This window comes from Acetoanaerobium noterae (assembly GCF_900168025.1).
Lineage (GTDB): Bacteria > Bacillota > Clostridia > Peptostreptococcales > Filifactoraceae > Acetoanaerobium > Acetoanaerobium noterae.
This window is the reverse complement of record NZ_FUYN01000002.1, coordinates 495,056-512,324: the sequence shown is the minus strand read 5'-3', so window position 1 is coordinate 512,324 and position 17,269 is coordinate 495,056. Positions and strand designations below refer to the sequence as shown.

Here is a 17,269-nt window from a genome sequence, read left to right as displayed (position 1 = left end):
TTTGCTTTATTATACCATAGAAGTATTGTTTGAAATATTACAAAACAATAAACAAAACTCCCCCTACTCTAGCATATACAGCTAAAACAAGGAGAGTTTCAATTAAATATAATTTTTTTAATACATACTATTTATTTTTCTAATTATAGACACAGCAAATTTTTTAGTATTTAGGAGCAACATATTAATTGTTCTTATGGGTGTATTTCATCTTTATTCAAACGAACCTGCTGGATATAAGGGAAAGTTTGCAATTAACTTTCTTGCTTCAGCCTTACAGCTAGCTAAGTTGGCTTCGTCATGAGGAGCATCAGCAACTTTGTTCATAATATTAGCAATTTGCTTGATTTCTGCTTCCTTCAAACCTCTTTGCGTCACAGCTGTAAGGCCTATTCTCACTCCACTTGTCACAGCTGGGCTTTCTGGATCAAAAGGAATCATATTTTTATTTACTGTAATTCCTATAGAATCTAATGCTTCTTGAAATACCTGTCCTGTTATTTTCTTTCCTCTTAGGTCAGCTACGAGAAGGTGATTATCTGTCCCTCCACTTACTATCCTAAATCCATAGCTTTCAAGCTCAGATGCTAGGCACCTAGAATTTATAACTACTTGCTTCATTATAGCCTTAAACTCCTCAGAGCTTGCATACTTGAAGGACCAGGTTTTTGCAGCCATAGTGTGAAGATGCATAGAGCCTAGTGCACCTGGAAAAGTTCCTTTATCAAGTAGCTTTGCATGTTGTTTTTTGCAAAACACCATTCCACTTCTAGCACTGCAAAATGTCTTTGTAGTAGATGAGGTTACAAAATCAGCATGGGGAATTGGACTAGGAATTACCTTAGCTGCAACAAGTCCAGCTATATGAGCCATATCCACCATAAAATAAGCATCATTTTCCTTTGCAATCTTTGCAATTCTTTCATAATCTATCAGCCTAGAATAAGAGCTTCCACCTGCAATTATTAGCCTTGGCTTCAGTGCCTTTGCTTTTTCTTCTATATCTTCGTAATCTATCAGCTCTGTGTCCTTATCAATAGAATAAAATTCAAAATCATAAATTCTACTCACCCAGTTTGCTGGTGAGCCGTGTGTAAGGTGGCCTCCTTGGTCTAATCTCATGCTGAGCACCTTGTCCCCTGGCTTTAGTATAGCTGCAAACACGCTATAGTTTGCCGTAGAGCCTGAATAAGACTGAATGTTTACATGCTCTGCTCCAAATAATTCCTTGGCTCTTTCCCACGCTAACTCTTCTAGCTTATCAGCTAAATGTGAACCTGCCTGAAATCTTTTGCCAGGATATCCCTCTAGAGTTTTATTTGTAAATACACTTCCTGAGAGCTCCATCACCGGAATAGGAACTGTGCTTTCTGATGCAATCATCTCTATATTTTGTTCTTGGCGCCAAAGCTCCTCATCCAAAATTTGAGCTAAAATAGGGTCTGTTTGCCTAGTGATTTCTAACATATTAACCTCCTTGAGCAATTTATATATTACCTAATTATCTCAAATATTCTGAACTTTTGCTATACTAATAAAGCAGGATATATCTTTAATCCTGCTTTCTAGTATTAAGGCTCTCATATACCAGTAATCCAAAATTGCTAAAGGATTTCTAAAAGCTTGTATTATTCGCAAAAACTTTATTTTCAGCCTGTATCATATTAGTAATTAGACTTCCCATCTCTTTACAGCCCATAATCATAGAGTTTACACTTTCTCTGCCTTCTTCTGATTTTATAATTTTATACGAGTCTTTTATATCATAGGTTCTATATCCTGATTCCAAAACCTTTGTGACGGCGTTTTCTATGCATCTAGCTTCTTCGATTAGTCCAAAAGAATGTCTTAGCATCATGGCCGAGGACAATATAGCCGCAATTGGATTTGCAGTGTTTTGCCCTGCAATATCAGGTGCTGAGCCATGAATAGGTTCATACATTCCAAAGCTTCCTTCTCCTAGACTTGCTGAAGGCAGTAATCCTATAGAGCCTGTAATCATACTGGCTTCATCTGATAGTATATCTCCAAATATATTGGAGGTTACCATAACATCGAATTGCCTAGGGTCTTTTATAAGCTGCATAGCGGCATTATCAACATACATATGGGTAAGCTCTACTTCAGGATAATCATGAGAAACCTCAGTAACAACTCTGCGCCATAGTCTTGAGCTTTCCATGACATTGGCTTTATCTACGCTTACTACTCGCTTTTGACGGTTCATAGCAGAATCAAAAGCTCTTATAGCTATTCTCTTGACCTCGGCTTCACTGTAGGACTCTACATCATAAGCCTTCATCCCATTTTTACTGCCCTTCCAGCCTTTTTCTCCAAAATAAATTCCACCAGTAAGCTCTCTTACTATAAGTATATCTATGCCATCTCCTATTATTTCCTCTTTCAGAGGGCAAGCATTTTTCAGTGCCATATGAATTGTTGCTGGTCTTAAATTCGCATATAATCCAAGCTCTTCTCTTAGCCCAAGAAGTGCAGTTTCCGGTCTTGCTTCTCCGGAAAAGTCATCCCATTTCGGTCCCCCTACTGCTCCGAGCAGTACGCTGTCACTAGCTCTACATAGGTTTACCGTAGCCTCCGGAAGGCACTCTCCTGTTTCATCTATTGCTATTCCTCCAGCTAGAGCTTTATTGAATTCAAACTCATGTCCAAAAATCTCTCCTGTTTTTTCTAGTACCTCACATGCCGCTCTGCACACCTCTGGTCCGATTCCGTCTCCTTCAATTACTGCTACCTTAAATCTCCCCATAGTAATCACCTCTTCTTAATAGATTTATTTGCCTTTATCATTACTTGATAAATTCATTCTGGTTTGCTTTACTAGTCCATCCGCTTTCATTATCTCCTCGATAAATTTTGGAAAGCCTTGAGCCTGATACTCGCAGTTCTTTGTAATATTTTTTATTAATCCTAAGCTAAAATCTACTTCTATTTCATCACTATCTTCTATATCAAGCGATGCTTCTCTGCTTTCTAGAATAGGCATCCCTATATTAATAGCATTTCTATAAAAAATCCTTGCAAAGCTCTCAGCTATAATGCAAGATATCCCTGCGCATTTAATAGAAAGAGGAGCATGCTCTCTAGATGAGCCGCAACCAAAATTTTTGCCTGCTACCATAATATCTCCAGCCTTGATTTTATTTACAAAGTCAGAATCTATATCAATCATGCAGTACTTTGCTAGTTCCTCTCCACTAGACACATTAAGATACCTAGCTGGAATAATTACATCTGTATCGATATTATCTCCGTATTTAAAAACCCTACCTCTAGCCCTCATATTATGCCTCCTTTAGTTTTACTGGATCTATAAGCTTTCCTGCTATTGCTGATGCCGCTGCTACTGCTGGACTAGCAAGATAAACTTCACTTTCCACATGACCCATGCGACCTACAAAATTTCTATTGGTTGTAGATATACATCTTTCTTTGCTAGCAAGTATGCCCATATGTCCTCCAAGACAAGGACCACAAGTCGGCATTGAAAATATTGCTCCAGCATTTATGAAATCTTCAGCATAGCCAGCCTTTATACACTCTAGGTATACCTTCTGGCTTCCAGGAATGATAATCGTCCTAACTCTTTTATTAACTTTTTTTCCCCTTAAGATATCTGCTGTGATTTTCATATCTGATAATCTTCCATTGGTGCATGAGCCTATAACCACTTGGTCAATCTCAATTTCACCTGCTTCATCTATCGTAACAGTATTTTCTGGCAAATGAGGAAACGCTATAGTTGGTCTGATGCTTGAAAGATTTATATCATATATCTTTTCGTAATGTGCATCTTCATCCGCTTCATAAATTTTATATGGCTTAGTACTGTGTATATCTATATAATCCTTTGTTTGCTCGTCAAATGGAAAAATTCCATTTTTAGCACCCGCCTCTATAGCCATATTTGCAATTGTAAATCTATCGTCCATAGATAGTGACTTAATTCCATCTCCTGTAAATTCCATCGACTGATATAAAGCCCCATCCACGCCTATCATTCCTATGATATGAAGTATTACATCCTTTCCACTTACATGTTTTGAAATGCTTCCAGTAAGATTGAACTTGATTGCACTTGGAACTTTAAACCAAGCCTCTCCAGTTGCCATGCCTACTGCCATATCTGTGCTTCCTATCCCAGTCGAAAAAGCTCCTAAGGCTCCATAGGTACAGGTATGACTGTCCGCTCCTATTATCACCTCTCCTGGAGCTACTATCCCCTTTTCAGGAAGAATGACATGCTCTATGCCTACATCTCCTACATCATAAAAATGGACTATGTCTTTTTCATTTGCAAATTCTCTGCATACCTTACACTGCTCAGCTGCCTTTATATCTTTGTTTGGGGTAAAGTGGTCAAGCACTATAACCACTTTTTCTTTATCAAAAACTTCACTTGCTCCAGTATTATTAAACTCTGGTATGGCAACTGCTGTTGTAATATCATTTCCCATAACTATATCTAGTTTTACTTTTATAAGCTCCCCTGCCTCTACATAGTTTCTGCCAGCATGGTCTGCCAAAATCTTCTGCGTCATCGTCATTCCCATTTTATCTGCCTCCACCTAGAATTTATGCTATCTCTTCTTCCTCAGTATCTATGTCCTTTATTTGCTGAGCTGATATCATTTTATTAATCGCACTTACTACAGCTCTTAGTGAGGATTTTCCTACGCTGCTTGAGGTTCCCGCTCCATAAAACCTTTCTCCTGTTTCATTTTTTAGCTCTATATACGATATAGCTTTAGCCTTAGTTCCATACTCCATAGAGTGTCCTCTGTAATCTACTATATCAATATCCATACCAATAATTTCTTTTAGGCTGTTGCAAAAGGCTGAAACCACTCCATTTCCTTCAGCTTGTATATAGTGTTTTTGCATATTGTATTCAATTTCAGCTTCAATAAAAACCAAATCCCAATCAGAATCTACACTTTGCGTCTTATGGTAATTCAGTTGAAGCGGAGTTCTGATATCTACATATTCGTTTAAAAATACCTCATAGATTTCCTCAGCGCTAATCTCAGTCTGCATCTTATCGGAATAAGCTGTAATTACTCTTCCAGCATCTTTTTGAAAATCCTTAGGAATATAAAGCCCGTAATTTTGTTCTAGTATAAAGCTCACTCCGCCTTTGCCAGATTGTGAATTAATAGGAATTATTGGCTCATAGCTTTTTCCTATATCCTTTGGATCTAGTGGAAGATAAGGAACTTCCCAGTACTGAGCTTGTTTATTCATTCTTGCCATTCCTTTTTTTATAGCATCCTGATGTGAGCCTGAAAATGCAGTAAATACTAAGTCCCCTGCGTAAGGATGTCTAGGATGAACACTCATAGCTGTAGACTCCTCATAAATCTCAATCATGCTGTTAATATCGCTAAAGTCAAGCTCTGGATTTATGCCTTGAGTATATAAATTCATTCCTAGATTCAAAATATCTGCGTTTCCTGTTCTTTCTCCATTTCCAAATAAAGTTCCCTCAACTCTATCTGCTCCTGCCATCAAGCCTAGCTCAGTAGCTGCTACTCCAGTTCCCCTATCGTTGTGAGCATGAAGGCTAACTATGACATTTTCTCTCGATTTAAGATTTCTGCACATGTATTCTATTTGGTCTGCATAAGTATTTGGAGTTGCCATCTCTACTGTAGACGGTAAATTAATAATCACTTTTTTATCTTTGGTCGGCTCCCACACATCTATTACAGAGTTGCAAATTTCAGCAGCAAAATCCATTTCAGTTCCTGTAAAGCTCTCTGGCGAATACTCGAAAGTAAAATTTGTTTCTGGATTTTTTTGTGCTAGCTCTTTTATTGCTTTAGCTCCAAACACGGCAAGCTCTATAGTTTCTTCTTTGGTATTTCTAAATACAACCTCTCTTTGAAGTGTTGAAGTTGAGTTATATAAATGCACTACAGCATTTTTAGCTCCCTTTAAGGCTTCGAAAGTCTTATTTATAATTTGGATTCTAGATTGAGTAAGCACCTGAATAGTAACATCCTCAGGTATGTAACCTTCTTCAATTAAAGTCCTTGTAAATTCATATTCAGTATCTGAAGCGGCTGGAAAACCTATTTCTATGGTTTTAAAGCCCATTTTGACCAAATATTCGAAGAAACGTAGCTTTTGTTTTAAACCCATGGGTGTAATGAGAGCTTGGTTGCCATCTCTTAAATCCACGCTACACCACTGTGGAGCTTTTTCTATTTTTCTCGATGGCCAGATCCTATCCTCAAGCACAATCGTTTCATATCCCTTGTATTTTTTATAATTCATTGCTACCTTCCTCCTTATATTTTAGTTAATATTTATTTAACGAGTAATTAGACCAACAGGAAATCCAGCTATAAATGGCTAGAAAGATTGCTTGGATTCCTGTTGGTAACAGAAAATTGATAACAAAAAAGCCCTTCATCCCTATAAATAGAGATGAAAGGCTAAGCCCTCCACGGTACCACTCTTGTTCACTTCATGTGAAGTGCACTCATATAGATACTTGCCGTAAGCATAATATCCTGTCCTTGATAACGGTGGACTGCCGGTACCGCCTACGAAAAAAAGTTCAGCGGACCACTCAAAGGCGAGTTCCTCTTTTGTCCCATTACTGTCTCACACCACCCGACAGCTCTCTGGAATGTTTCAAAAGCGTACTATTCCTTATCAACGTGCTTGTATTTAGTTGCTCAATTTTCTTAGAAACTAATCTATCACAGGTTAGATATACTTGTCAAACATTTTTTCAAAATATTTTAAAAATTCTTACATAAGTTTTAAAAGATTAATCATTTCTATAGCTGTAACTCCAGCTTCAAATCCTTTATTCCCAGCCTTTGTACCTGCTCTTTCTATGGCCTGCTCTATAGTGTCAGTAGTAAGCACTCCAAAAATTACTGGAACTCCTGTCTCAAGGGATACATTTGCCACTCCTTTGCTTACCTCTGATGCTACGACATCAAAATGAGGCGTAGCTCCTCTAATTACTGCTCCTAAGCAGATAACTGCATCATAGTTGTTTGAGCTTGCTAGTTTTTTTGCAACTAGAGGAATTTCAAATGCTCCTGGTACCCATGCCACTGTTATATCCTCCTCTGAGGCCCCATGACGAACAAGAGCATCCTTTGCACCTTCTAATAATTTAGAGCCTATAAATTCATTAAATCTTCCTACTACAATCGCAACCTTATGGCTAGAAGCCATCAACTTTCCTTCAAATACATTCATTTTTCTGCCTCCTGTTTTTAAATCTAATTTTTTTATTTATTTCTTGCTTATTTATTTCTTTATTTCATCATTTCTTTATTTATTCTATTTATTTCTTTGTTTTGTTTATTTTTTTAAAATTTATCTAGCATATGTCCCATTTTTTCTTTTTTGGTCCATAGATAAAAATCATTTTTTTCATTGTGATTCATTTCAATAGACACTCTATCTGTAATTTCCAAGCCATAACCCTCTAGCCCACTTATTTTTTTGGGATTATTGGTCATTAGCTTTAGCTTTCTAGCTCCTAAATCATATAAAATCTGAGCTCCTATGCCATAATCTCTCATATCCTCAGGAAAGCCTAGCTCTAGATTTGCTTCTACCGTATCCTTTCCATGATCTTGAAGATTATATGCTTTTATTTTATTAATAAGGCCGATTCCCCTTCCTTCTTGTCTCATGTATAAAAGAATACCTCTCCCTTCTTTTTCTATAAGCTCTAGAGCTTTTGCCAGCTGGTCTCCGCAGTCGCATCTAAGTGAGCCAAATGCATCGCCAGTAAGGCACTCTGAGTGTACTCTAACTAGTACAGGTAGCTCCGGATTAATTTCTCCTTTGACTAGAGCCACATGATGCTCACCAGTGAGTGAATTTACATAGCCCTTCATAACAAAATTTCCATATTTTGTAGGTAGCTGAGATACAGCTTCACACTTTACAAAAATTTCATTTTTTCTTCTATAGGCTATAAGGTCAGCTATTGTAATAAGCTTCAAATTATGTAGCTTTGCAAACTCTATAAGCTCAGGCACTCTAGCCATAGTCCCATCATCATTTAAAATCTCACAGATAACTCCTGCAGGCTTTAATCCTGCTAGTCTTGCAAGATCTACTGCAGCTTCAGTATGGCCTGCTCTTACTAGCACTCCACCATCCTTTGAGCATAGTGGAAATATGTGTCCAGGACGAGTGAAATCTTCTCCGCTTACTTCATCGTCCATAAGCTTTGTTATAGTTAAAGCTCTTTCGTGTGCGGATATCCCTGTGTGAGTCGTTTTGTAATCCACAGACAGAGTAAATGCAGTTTCCTTTGGATCTGTATTGTTGCTCACCATAGCTCCTATCTTAAGCTCATCAAGCCTAGATCTAAGCATAGGCATGCATACTAGTCCCCTGCCATATTTGACCATGAAGTTAATATCATCACCAGTTGCAAACTCTGCTGCCATAAGCAAATCGCCTTCATTTTCTCTATCTTCATCATCCACCACAACTACCATCTTGCCATTTTTTATATCCTCTATTGCCGATTCTATACTATCAAACATATTATCCCTCCAAAACAATGACATTCTGACTCAAAATGATATATAATTTAGCCTTTTAACATATAAAAGCTTTTAATATCCTTAAATTTCTAAATTAATTTACTCTACTTATAAAAATCCATTTGAGGCTAAAAATCCCATATCTAGTTTACTAGGCTCTGTTTCTTTATCATCTTTGTAATTAGTATTAATTAGATGAGAATTTGTTACAAAGTTGTGGATATATTTGCCAATCATATCGCATTCTATATTCACCATTTGACCTGGCATTGCTTTTTCTAAAGTAGTCATTTTCTTTGTATGTGGTATCACAGAAACTATAAAGCTGCTCTTCGTAATTCTAGCAACAGTAAGTGATATACCGTCTATAGAAACTGAGCCCTTTTCTATTATGTAAGGCAGCAGATTTTCACTTAGCCCTATTTCAATTAAAACTGCATTTTCATCTGGAGTAATTTTTATAATTTCACCAGTACTGTCTATATGTCCAGAAACCATATGCCCTCCTAGTCTATCTCCTAGCTTTAGTGCTCTTTCCAAATTCACCTTTGAGCCTTTGGTAAGCCTGTGAAGACTCGTTCTTTTTATAGTTTCAGGCATGACATCTGCCGTAAAGCTTTCAGCTGACTTTGATGTGACTGTAAGACAGATTCCATTTACAGCTATACTATCACCTATGTTCGCATCCTCTAGGACTTTGCTTGCCTTGATTGAAACTGAGGTTGATTTGCTACCTGGTCTTATATTTAAAATACTCCCTGTCTCTTCTATTAGTCCTGTGAACATCTTAAGCTCCTTTCCATATTCTAAGCAATTCAGTTAATAGCTTTGAACTAAATATTAAATCACAAACAGTCTAAAGCATTTATTTTATATAACCTTCGACTACAAAATCATTTTCAATATGAGTGAAATTCATAGATTTAAGATTTATGACCTCGCTCATACTGCTTGTTCCATATCCTCCTATAGGAGATTTTGCATTTGTTCCTCCGATAATTTTAGGAGCTATATATGCTCTAATCTTATTTACTAGCTTAGCTTCAAGTAATGCTGCACTCAGCTGTTCTCCTGCTTCAATCAAAATACTGTCAATTCCTAAAAACCCAAGTTCTTTCCAAAGCTCCTCTAAGTCCACCTTGCCATCCTTTGATTTTGTCATGATTATTTTGGCTCCGTAATCCTCGAGCTTTCTGAGTTTTTCATCGCTAGCTGCCTCAGTAACTGCTATATAGGTATCTGATTTTGAATCGAGATTTAATATTTTCGCATCAAGGCTGATTCTAGCTGCCGAATCCACAACTATTCGATGAGGCTCTTTTCCTTTTGAGTCAAGCAGTCTTACATTAAGCGAAGCATCATCAGAGAGTATTGTTCCTATCCCTGTCACAACTGCACTTACACTGCTCCTTAATCTATGCACATCGGTTCTTGATTTCTCGCTAGTAATCCATTTGCTGTCTCCTGTGTGACAAGCTATTTTTCCATCTAGGCTCATAGCGTACTTTAGTATCGTAAACGGAAGATTCGTAGTCATATAGTGGATGAAGACTTCATTTTGAATCTTTGCCCTCTCTTCTAACACTCCTACAGTTATTTCTATATTGCTCTGCTTTAATTTCTCTATTCCGCTTCCAGATACAAGAGGATTGGGGTCAGTAGTCGCAATAATAACTCTGACTAGCTGATTCTTAATTATTGCCTCCGTGCACGGTGGAGTCTTGCCTTGATGACAGCAAGGCTCTAAAGTAACATACATAGTTGCTCCCTTTATATCCTCAGTAGCCGAATTTATTGCTTCAATCTCTGCATGGGATTTTCCAAAAGCAGTGTGATAACCTTCACCTATTACCTTGCCATCTTTTACTATCACTGCTCCGACCAAGGGGTTTGGATTTACATATCCTCTTCCTTTTTCAGCAAGTGAAAGAGCTAGTTTCATAAATTTTTCATCCGATTCGAGCATATTAATAACTCCCATATCTAAACCAATCCTTCCATTTTATTAATTGTTTATTAACATACTATTTATAATTATTTTTAAATACTTAAGAATATATCTTTTGTTATTATTCAATACTCATTCTATTCGCAAAAGGAATCTAGCTAACATCAAATTATATTTTCTTATAAATCATGTTTATACAGTTTAATCTTAATAAAAAAAGCTCTGGATATCAAAAAACATCCAGAGCATAATAGACCAAAAAATCTACATATAAAATCATCTTCTCCCATCCAGACTTTACTGTCGGTCTTGGAATTTCACCAAGTCAACCACTTTCGTAGTTCGCGGACTTTTACCGCCGGTCGGGAATTTCACCCTGCCCTGAAGAATATATTAAGTTGTATTATCATCATAAAAATATCACATACAAAATAAAAAGTCAACTTACTTTATTAAGTCCATCAAGTACTGTCCATAATCAGTTTTTTCCATAGGTCTTGCAAGTTTATTTAACTGTTCATCTGAAATATAGCCTTTTTTATAGGCTATTTCTTCTATGCATGCTATATATAGCCCTTGTCTTTTTTGGATTGCCTCAACAAAATTAGAAGCCTCAAGTAGAGATTCATGAGTCCCTGTATCTAGCCAAGCAAGTCCTCTACCCATAATCTCAACCTTTAGGTCCTTATTATTAAGATAATGCTCTATGACTGAAGTTATTTCAAGCTCACCTCGTTTTGAAGGCTTGACATTTTTAGCTATCTGGCTGACTTTATTATCAAAAAAGTATATTCCAGGCACTGCGTATGAAGATTTTGGATGCTCTGGTTTTTCCTCAATGGAGATAGCATTCATATCACTGTCAACCTCAACTACTCCATATGCTCTAGGGTCTTTTACATAGCAACCAAATATAACTGCTCCCGAATCTAAATTAGAGGCATTATGTAAGACATTTACAAGATTTGCTCCATAAAAAATATTATCGCCTAAAATCAAACATACAGAATCATCTTCTATAAATTCTTCCCCTATAATAAAAGCTTCTGCCAGCCCTTTTGGTTGATTTTGTACAGCATATGAGAATTCCATCCCTATATCAGAACCATCTCCCAGAAGCTCTTCAAAATCAGAAATGTCTCGTGGCGTTGAAATAATAAGCACCTCTTTAATTCCTGCGAGCATAAGCACTGAAAGAGGATAGTAAATCATTGGTTTGTCATAGACTGGAAGCATCTGTTTTGAAACAGATTTAGTTATAGGATAAAGCCTAGTGCCAGATCCTCCTGCTAATATTATTCCTTTCATGATGTAACCCCTTTCCAAGTTTTATATTAATATATTATCACATTTACAATTATACGCTTTATTATTATCTACTTGATTATACCGAAATTTTATTTTTTTGTGTAAAAAAACTTATGTAGGGTAGATATAAAATAGAGATAATATATTTTGGAAATTAAAGGAGGCATTACTATGAATTTTGATATGCTAAAAGGTAAATTCAATCAGATACTTGGAGATGCTAAAACAGAGTTTGGTAAATTAACTGATGACGAGCTTAAAATGCTTGAAGGTCAAAGAGATAAATTTATCGGAGTGGTTCAAGAAAAATATGGAATCGCTAAAGAAGAAGCAGAGAAAAAAGTTAATGAGTTTTTGAAAAAATACTAATAACAACTCCACCCATTAAAGAAATCAAAAAAGTCTAGATGCTAATTTCGCATCTAGACTTTTTTGATTAGATTTTAAACTGTGCTACTAAAGCTTGAAGCTCTTCTGCGATTTCCGCTAGATTCTCTCCAGAGTTTGCGATTTCTTCTATAGTTGCTGCTTGCTCCTGCATAGAAGCTGATGCTTGCTGAGTTCCTGCCGCATTTTCTTCTGATATAGCAGATAGATTCTCAGATAGAGATATAATTATATCTTTATTTTGTATCATTAGCTTTGACGATTCATTTAACTTTTCTATTATATCATTTACTGAATCTATCGCTCTTGCTATGGCTTCAAATTTTCCTTCAGTGTCTTTTACGCTTGAGGTTTGATCCATAATTGTAGTTTGAACCACTTTCATAGTGTCAACTGCACTTTGAGATTTTGCTTTTAGCTCATTAATAACCTCTTTGATATCAGATGTAAAGTTGTTCGATTGCTCTGCGAGCTTTCTGATTTCCTCAGCAACAACAGAGAACCCTCTTCCTGCTTCTCCAGCTCTTGCAGCCTCTATAGCAGCATTTAGGGCAAGAAGATTGGTTTGGTCAGCTATGCTTTGAATCATAGTACTTGCAGTGTCAATTTTTTCTGCACTTTCGTTGTTGCTCATTATAATATCGTAAACCTCTTTAGTAGATTTAGTGCTTTGATCAGTTTTTTCTATTAGTGTTTTTAATATATTAAAGCCTTCTTCTTTTTCTTTATCTATAAGAACAGCTGCTTGATTTAAGTCCTTTAGATTCTGAGAATCCTTTTCCATAAGATTTCCCATATCATTAACACTTTGAACAGTATTTTCAGTATCTTTCGCCTGCTCGCTAGCTCCATTTGCAATTTCTTCTATAGTTCGTGCAACCTCTTCAGATGCATTTGCCGCTTGCTGAGACGTGGCAGTTAGCTCTTCAGAGGAAGCCGCTACAAGCGAAGATTTATCTATGACCTTTGAAATCATGTCTTTCATGGATGCTTGCATATTGTCTATGGCTTTTGCAATCTCTCCTAGCTCATCGCTGTTTGAAAGTAGCTTTTTGTCTATATCATTTGTAAAGTCTCCCTCTGACATGATTGAAATCTGCTTTTTAAGCTTGTTTATTACTGCAATTACCTTAGTAATAGTAAAGTATAGGGCCGCTCCAAGCAATATGAATATAGCAAGTCCAACCCCTACAATCATCATTGTATTTTTAGTTACAGCTTTTTGAACAGAATCAATTGAATATCCTATCTTAACTGCCCCTGCTATATAGCCGTTTACATCAACAGGGTATACAACTTCATATACTTCATGAGATTCATAATTTGCTGTAGCAGTATAAATCTTTTTATCTTGAATAGCTGTCTTTGCCCCTATATCATCCACTAGGTAGCCCTCTAGTAGCTCTGGATTACTGTGAGCTTTCACCTTATATATGCTGTCCATATATAGGGCATAGGCTATATTATCTGATTTTGCTATGTCTTCAATTATTGCCTGATACCCAAATTTTTGAGTCATAGCATTTATGTCATTAGCAAGAATTCCTACCTGCACCATTCCTCCATTTGGATTATTAACATAGCCATACTTATAATAGCTGTTTGTTACAGCACTTTGTCTTATTTCTTCCATGTAATCAGCTAATTTTCCATCCTTTACAGGAGTAGATATATGGTCTTCTGGAAAGGTATAACCTATGCTACTTTCTAGGTTTGAGTAAATAATAGTCCCGTTTTGGTCCACAAAGTTAATTTCATCAATTCCCATATCCTTTGCTAGCTGAGCTAAAAATTCATTGCTAATCATTTGCTGACTAGTAATTATAGCATTTCCGACTCCTCTTATGGAGTTTTCTAAAAGTCTATTAGCATTGTTGATAGATTGCTGGTTGTCATTTACTCGCTTTACAAATTGCTCAGCTGTAAATACTCCATTATCCTTCATTTGGTCAAACAAACTATTTCTTGTAAGATAAGAAGATGCAAAAGCAATGGCTCCTACCCCTAGCAGAATCAATACTAGCGGAATAGTTAAAAGCTTTGTTTTTATTGAATTCGATTTATTTCCATTTGACTTTACACTATCGCCTGAGTTTTTCTTAAACCTTAGCTTAGCTTTATTATTTACTTCTTGCTTATTATCAATTACATCTATTGCTTCTATGTCATTTATAATTTCTGTTGTTTCTCCTAGCTCATTATTATGAATATTGTCTGCATTATGTAAACTTTCTAGGTTTTCTAGAGCTTTCTTATCATTAAGCTTATCCATTTATTCATCTCCCTTTGTTAAATAATATTTATCTATTTTATATAAATAGGATACCATTTTTACTACAAAAAGTACACGCTAAGGTTGAAATTACTTTATTAAAACAAATATTTTCCAAATAATAATTTTGATATATATAAAATCAAATTTATTTTTATCAGTATATGCAACAAATTATTATTCCTTATTTTTCCAATAATTTTATATATAAAAAATAGGCTGAAATAATAAGTTGCTACAATATATCAAGGTTCATGATACTAAACCAATAAATTGTAAGCCTTCTTATTACTGTCAGCCTATTTTAATTCATTATTTATTTTGTTTTTTAACTACACTCTAAACTTAGCTACTAGCGACTGAAGCTCTTCAGCTATAGCTGCCAGTGCTTCTCCTGAGTTTGCTATTTCTTGAATAGTAGCAGACTGCTCTTCCATTGAAGCTGAAGCTTCCTCAGTACCTGCCGCATTTTCCTCTGATATTGCAGATAAGTTTTCAGTAAGAGAAATAATTAAATTCTTGTTCTCCATCAGCTGCACAGATGATGAATTTAGCTTTTCAATTATAGTATTTACCGAATCTATAGCACTCGCAATAGCTTCAAATTTACCTTCAGTATCCTTTACACTTGATGTTTGATCCATAATAGTGTTTTGAACTATGTTCATAGTATCTACAGCACTTTGAGACTTAGACTTAAGCTCATTGATTACTTCTTTGATATCTGATGTAAAATTATTAGATTGCTCTGCTAGCTTTCTGATTTCTTCAGCAACAACTGAGAATCCTCTTCCTGCTTCTCCAGCTCTTGCCGCTTCTATAGCAGCATTTAGTGCTAGAAGATTGGTCTGGTCAGCTATGCTTTGAATCATAGTACTTGCAGTGTCAATTTTTTCTGCACTTTCATTGTTACTCATTATAATCTCATATACTTCTTTTGCTGACTTTGTACTTTCATCAGTCTTATTAATTAGTACCCCAAGTATTTTGAAGCCCTCTTCTTTTTCTTTTTCAATTAGATTTGCAGCTTCATTTAATTCTTTGAGATAGTGAGCATCCTGCTCCATAAGGTTACCCATGATGTTTACATTTTCAGCAGTATTTTCTGTATCCTTAGCCTGAGAATTCGCTCCATTTGCTATTTCCTCTATAGCTCTTGCAACCTCTTCAGATGCCGATGCTGCCTGCTGTGATGTAGCAGTAAGCTCTTCAGACGATGCCGCTACTTGACTAGATTTATCCATTACCTGAGACACAATATGTCTCATAGAGTTTTGCATATTACCTATTGCTTCAGCTATATCTCCAATTTCATCGTTGCTATTAAGTAGCTTTTCGTCTATATCATGGCTGAAATCTCCATCAGCCATATAACCAACTTGTCCTTTTAAGTTCTTAATAAAATTAAGTACCCTAGTTGTAGTTACAAATAAAATTATCCCAAGAAGTAAAATAATTCCAAGTCCTATAAGAGAAATCATCGTTCTATTTTTTGCTACTGCATCTTGAGCATCTTTCACTGAGAAACCGATATTTACTGCTCCAATTACAAAGCCGTTTACTTCAACAGGATATACTACATCATAAACATCTACTTTTTCAGCTTCATAATAAAACTCCGAAGAAAATACTTCTTTATTTTTTATAGCGCTGATTGCACCTTTGTCATCCTTTAAATCTATTCCTATTCTATCTTTATTGCTATGTGCTACCGCTTTATATTCACTATCTATGTAAAGTGCATAAACTATGTTTTCATTTTCAGCTATGTCTTCTACAGCTTTTTGGTATCCGAACTTTTCAGTCATTGCATTGATGTCATTTGCAAGTAATCCAACTTGAACCATTCCACCATTTGGATTAATTACATATCCATATTTATAATAGTCATCAGTTTCTCTACTTTTTCTTATGTTTTCCATAAGCTCATTTTGCTTACCAGAAAGCACAGGATAAGATATGTGATCAGCTCCAAAACTAGAACCCAAGCTGCTTTCTAGATTTGAAAAAGTAATATTTCCATTTGCATCTGTGTAATTTATTTCATCTACACCCATGTCATTTGCTAATTTTGCTAAATAATCATTGCTTATCTGTCCTTGATTACTAATTACACTATTTCCAACACCTCTAATTATAGCTTCTATTATTGCATTTGCATTGTTTAATGATTGCTGGTTATCAGATACTCTTTTTACAAACTGCTCTGATATAAATATCCCGTTCTTTCTCATTTGGTCAAATAAACTTTCTTTTGTGTAATGAGAAGATAATAGACCAATTACAATTACTCCTGCCATTATTAAAGCTATAGGCATAATAAGTAGCTTTGTTCTAATTGTTCCTCTCTTACTTTGCATAGACTTCAGTCCCTCATTTGAAGTCCTATTTTGGGTTGTTTCCATTTACAAATTCTCCTTCCAATTTAAATCAAATCAATAAAATAAATGACTTATTTTGCTCTCCCAAGATGACTAAATCAGAACCTTGCTAATTTTAAGAAAACGTTTAACAAGATAAATGTAAAATAATGGTAATTATTATTTACCTTTAAAAATAGGCAGAATTACCCTTAAAAATTATATCATTTTACTAGTTAAAAGTATATCATTTTCATTGAGATTGGATTTAATACAAATTCAGCATACCTGTCTTTTATAGAAAGACATAAAAATAAATTTATTTAAAAAATCAGCTAAATATTACATCTAGCTGATTTTTTAGTGTAGCTATAAAAGTTTTTAAGGATTTATCAGTAATCTTGATTTTTAACTAATTAGTTTATGATTGTTTTATTAGTTA

General features: G+C 35.5%; 13 protein-coding genes, 1 riboswitch and 1 other annotated feature. Of the genes, 1 reads left to right on the top strand and 12 read right to left on the bottom strand.

Features of this window, described 5'->3' with window-relative positions:
- Window positions 1–213: 213 nt before the first annotated feature.
- The 10 genes from B5X47_RS05925 to rfbA form a co-directional block, all read right to left on the bottom strand.
- Window positions 214–1,467 (bottom strand): serine hydroxymethyltransferase, encoded by a 1,254-nt coding sequence (locus B5X47_RS05925; protein ID WP_079589266.1) that lies wholly within the window; start codon window positions 1,465–1,467, stop codon window positions 214–216.
- A gap of 148 nt (window positions 1,468–1,615) precedes the next feature.
- The gene (leuB, locus tag B5X47_RS05920) at window positions 1,616–2,767 is read right to left on the bottom strand and encodes a 3-isopropylmalate dehydrogenase (RefSeq protein WP_079589265.1); all 1,152 of its coding nucleotides are present in this window, start codon (window positions 2,765–2,767) and stop codon (window positions 1,616–1,618) included.
- Between the two features lie 24 nt (window positions 2,768–2,791).
- A complete protein-coding gene (leuD, locus tag B5X47_RS05915) occupies window positions 2,792–3,301 on the bottom strand; it encodes a 3-isopropylmalate dehydratase small subunit (protein WP_079589264.1) in 510 nt (169 codons plus the stop codon).
- Between the two features lies 1 nt (window position 3,302).
- Window positions 3,303–4,571, bottom strand: coding sequence for a 3-isopropylmalate dehydratase large subunit (gene leuC / locus B5X47_RS05910; protein WP_079589263.1), 1,269 nt, complete (start codon window positions 4,569–4,571; stop codon window positions 3,303–3,305).
- Window positions 4,572–4,593: 22 nt separating this feature from the next.
- Window positions 4,594–6,297 carry a 2-isopropylmalate synthase gene (gene leuA, locus B5X47_RS05905; RefSeq protein ID WP_079589262.1) on the bottom strand — a complete coding sequence of 568 codons (1,704 nt, stop codon included), beginning with the start codon at window positions 6,295–6,297 and terminating at the stop codon, window positions 4,594–4,596.
- 146 nt (window positions 6,298–6,443) lie between these two features.
- Window positions 6,444–6,694, bottom strand: a binding site (T-box leader).
- Window positions 6,695–6,780: 86 nt separating this feature from the next.
- Entirely contained in the window at window positions 6,781–7,242 is a 462-nt protein-coding gene (gene ribH, locus B5X47_RS05900; RefSeq protein WP_079589261.1) for a 6,7-dimethyl-8-ribityllumazine synthase, read from the bottom strand.
- 113 nt (window positions 7,243–7,355) lie between these two features.
- Window positions 7,356–8,552, bottom strand: a complete 1,197-nt coding sequence (locus B5X47_RS05895) for a bifunctional 3,4-dihydroxy-2-butanone-4-phosphate synthase/GTP cyclohydrolase II (protein ID WP_079589260.1) — start codon at window positions 8,550–8,552, stop codon at window positions 7,356–7,358.
- A 108-nt stretch (window positions 8,553–8,660) separates the two neighbouring features.
- Window positions 8,661–9,338 (bottom strand): riboflavin synthase, encoded by a 678-nt coding sequence (gene ribE, locus B5X47_RS05890; RefSeq protein WP_079589259.1) that lies wholly within the window; start codon window positions 9,336–9,338, stop codon window positions 8,661–8,663.
- A gap of 79 nt (window positions 9,339–9,417) precedes the next feature.
- The gene (gene ribD, locus B5X47_RS05885) at window positions 9,418–10,518 is read right to left on the bottom strand and encodes a bifunctional diaminohydroxyphosphoribosylaminopyrimidine deaminase/5-amino-6-(5-phosphoribosylamino)uracil reductase RibD (RefSeq protein ID WP_079589258.1); all 1,101 of its coding nucleotides are present in this window, start codon (window positions 10,516–10,518) and stop codon (window positions 9,418–9,420) included.
- Window positions 10,519–10,774: 256 nt separating this feature from the next.
- Window positions 10,775–10,893, bottom strand: a riboswitch (FMN riboswitch).
- Between the two features lie 51 nt (window positions 10,894–10,944).
- Window positions 10,945–11,808: a glucose-1-phosphate thymidylyltransferase RfbA gene (gene rfbA / locus B5X47_RS05880; RefSeq protein ID WP_079589257.1), complete on the bottom strand. Its 864-nt coding sequence runs from the start codon at window positions 11,806–11,808 to the stop codon at window positions 10,945–10,947.
- 171 nt (window positions 11,809–11,979) lie between these two features.
- Here rfbA and B5X47_RS05875 point away from each other — a divergent pair, with 171 nt between their 5' ends.
- Window positions 11,980–12,177, top strand: a complete 198-nt coding sequence (locus tag B5X47_RS05875) for a CsbD family protein (protein ID WP_013360631.1) — start codon at window positions 11,980–11,982, stop codon at window positions 12,175–12,177.
- Between the two features lie 67 nt (window positions 12,178–12,244).
- Here the strand turns inward: B5X47_RS05875 and B5X47_RS05870 are convergent, their stop codons facing one another.
- Window positions 12,245–14,467: a methyl-accepting chemotaxis protein gene (locus B5X47_RS05870; RefSeq protein ID WP_079589256.1), complete on the bottom strand. Its 2,223-nt coding sequence runs from the start codon at window positions 14,465–14,467 to the stop codon at window positions 12,245–12,247.
- 332 nt (window positions 14,468–14,799) lie between these two features.
- Entirely contained in the window at window positions 14,800–16,872 is a 2,073-nt protein-coding gene (locus B5X47_RS05865; RefSeq protein ID WP_079589255.1) for a methyl-accepting chemotaxis protein, read from the bottom strand.
- Window positions 16,873–17,269: the final 397 nt, after the last annotated feature.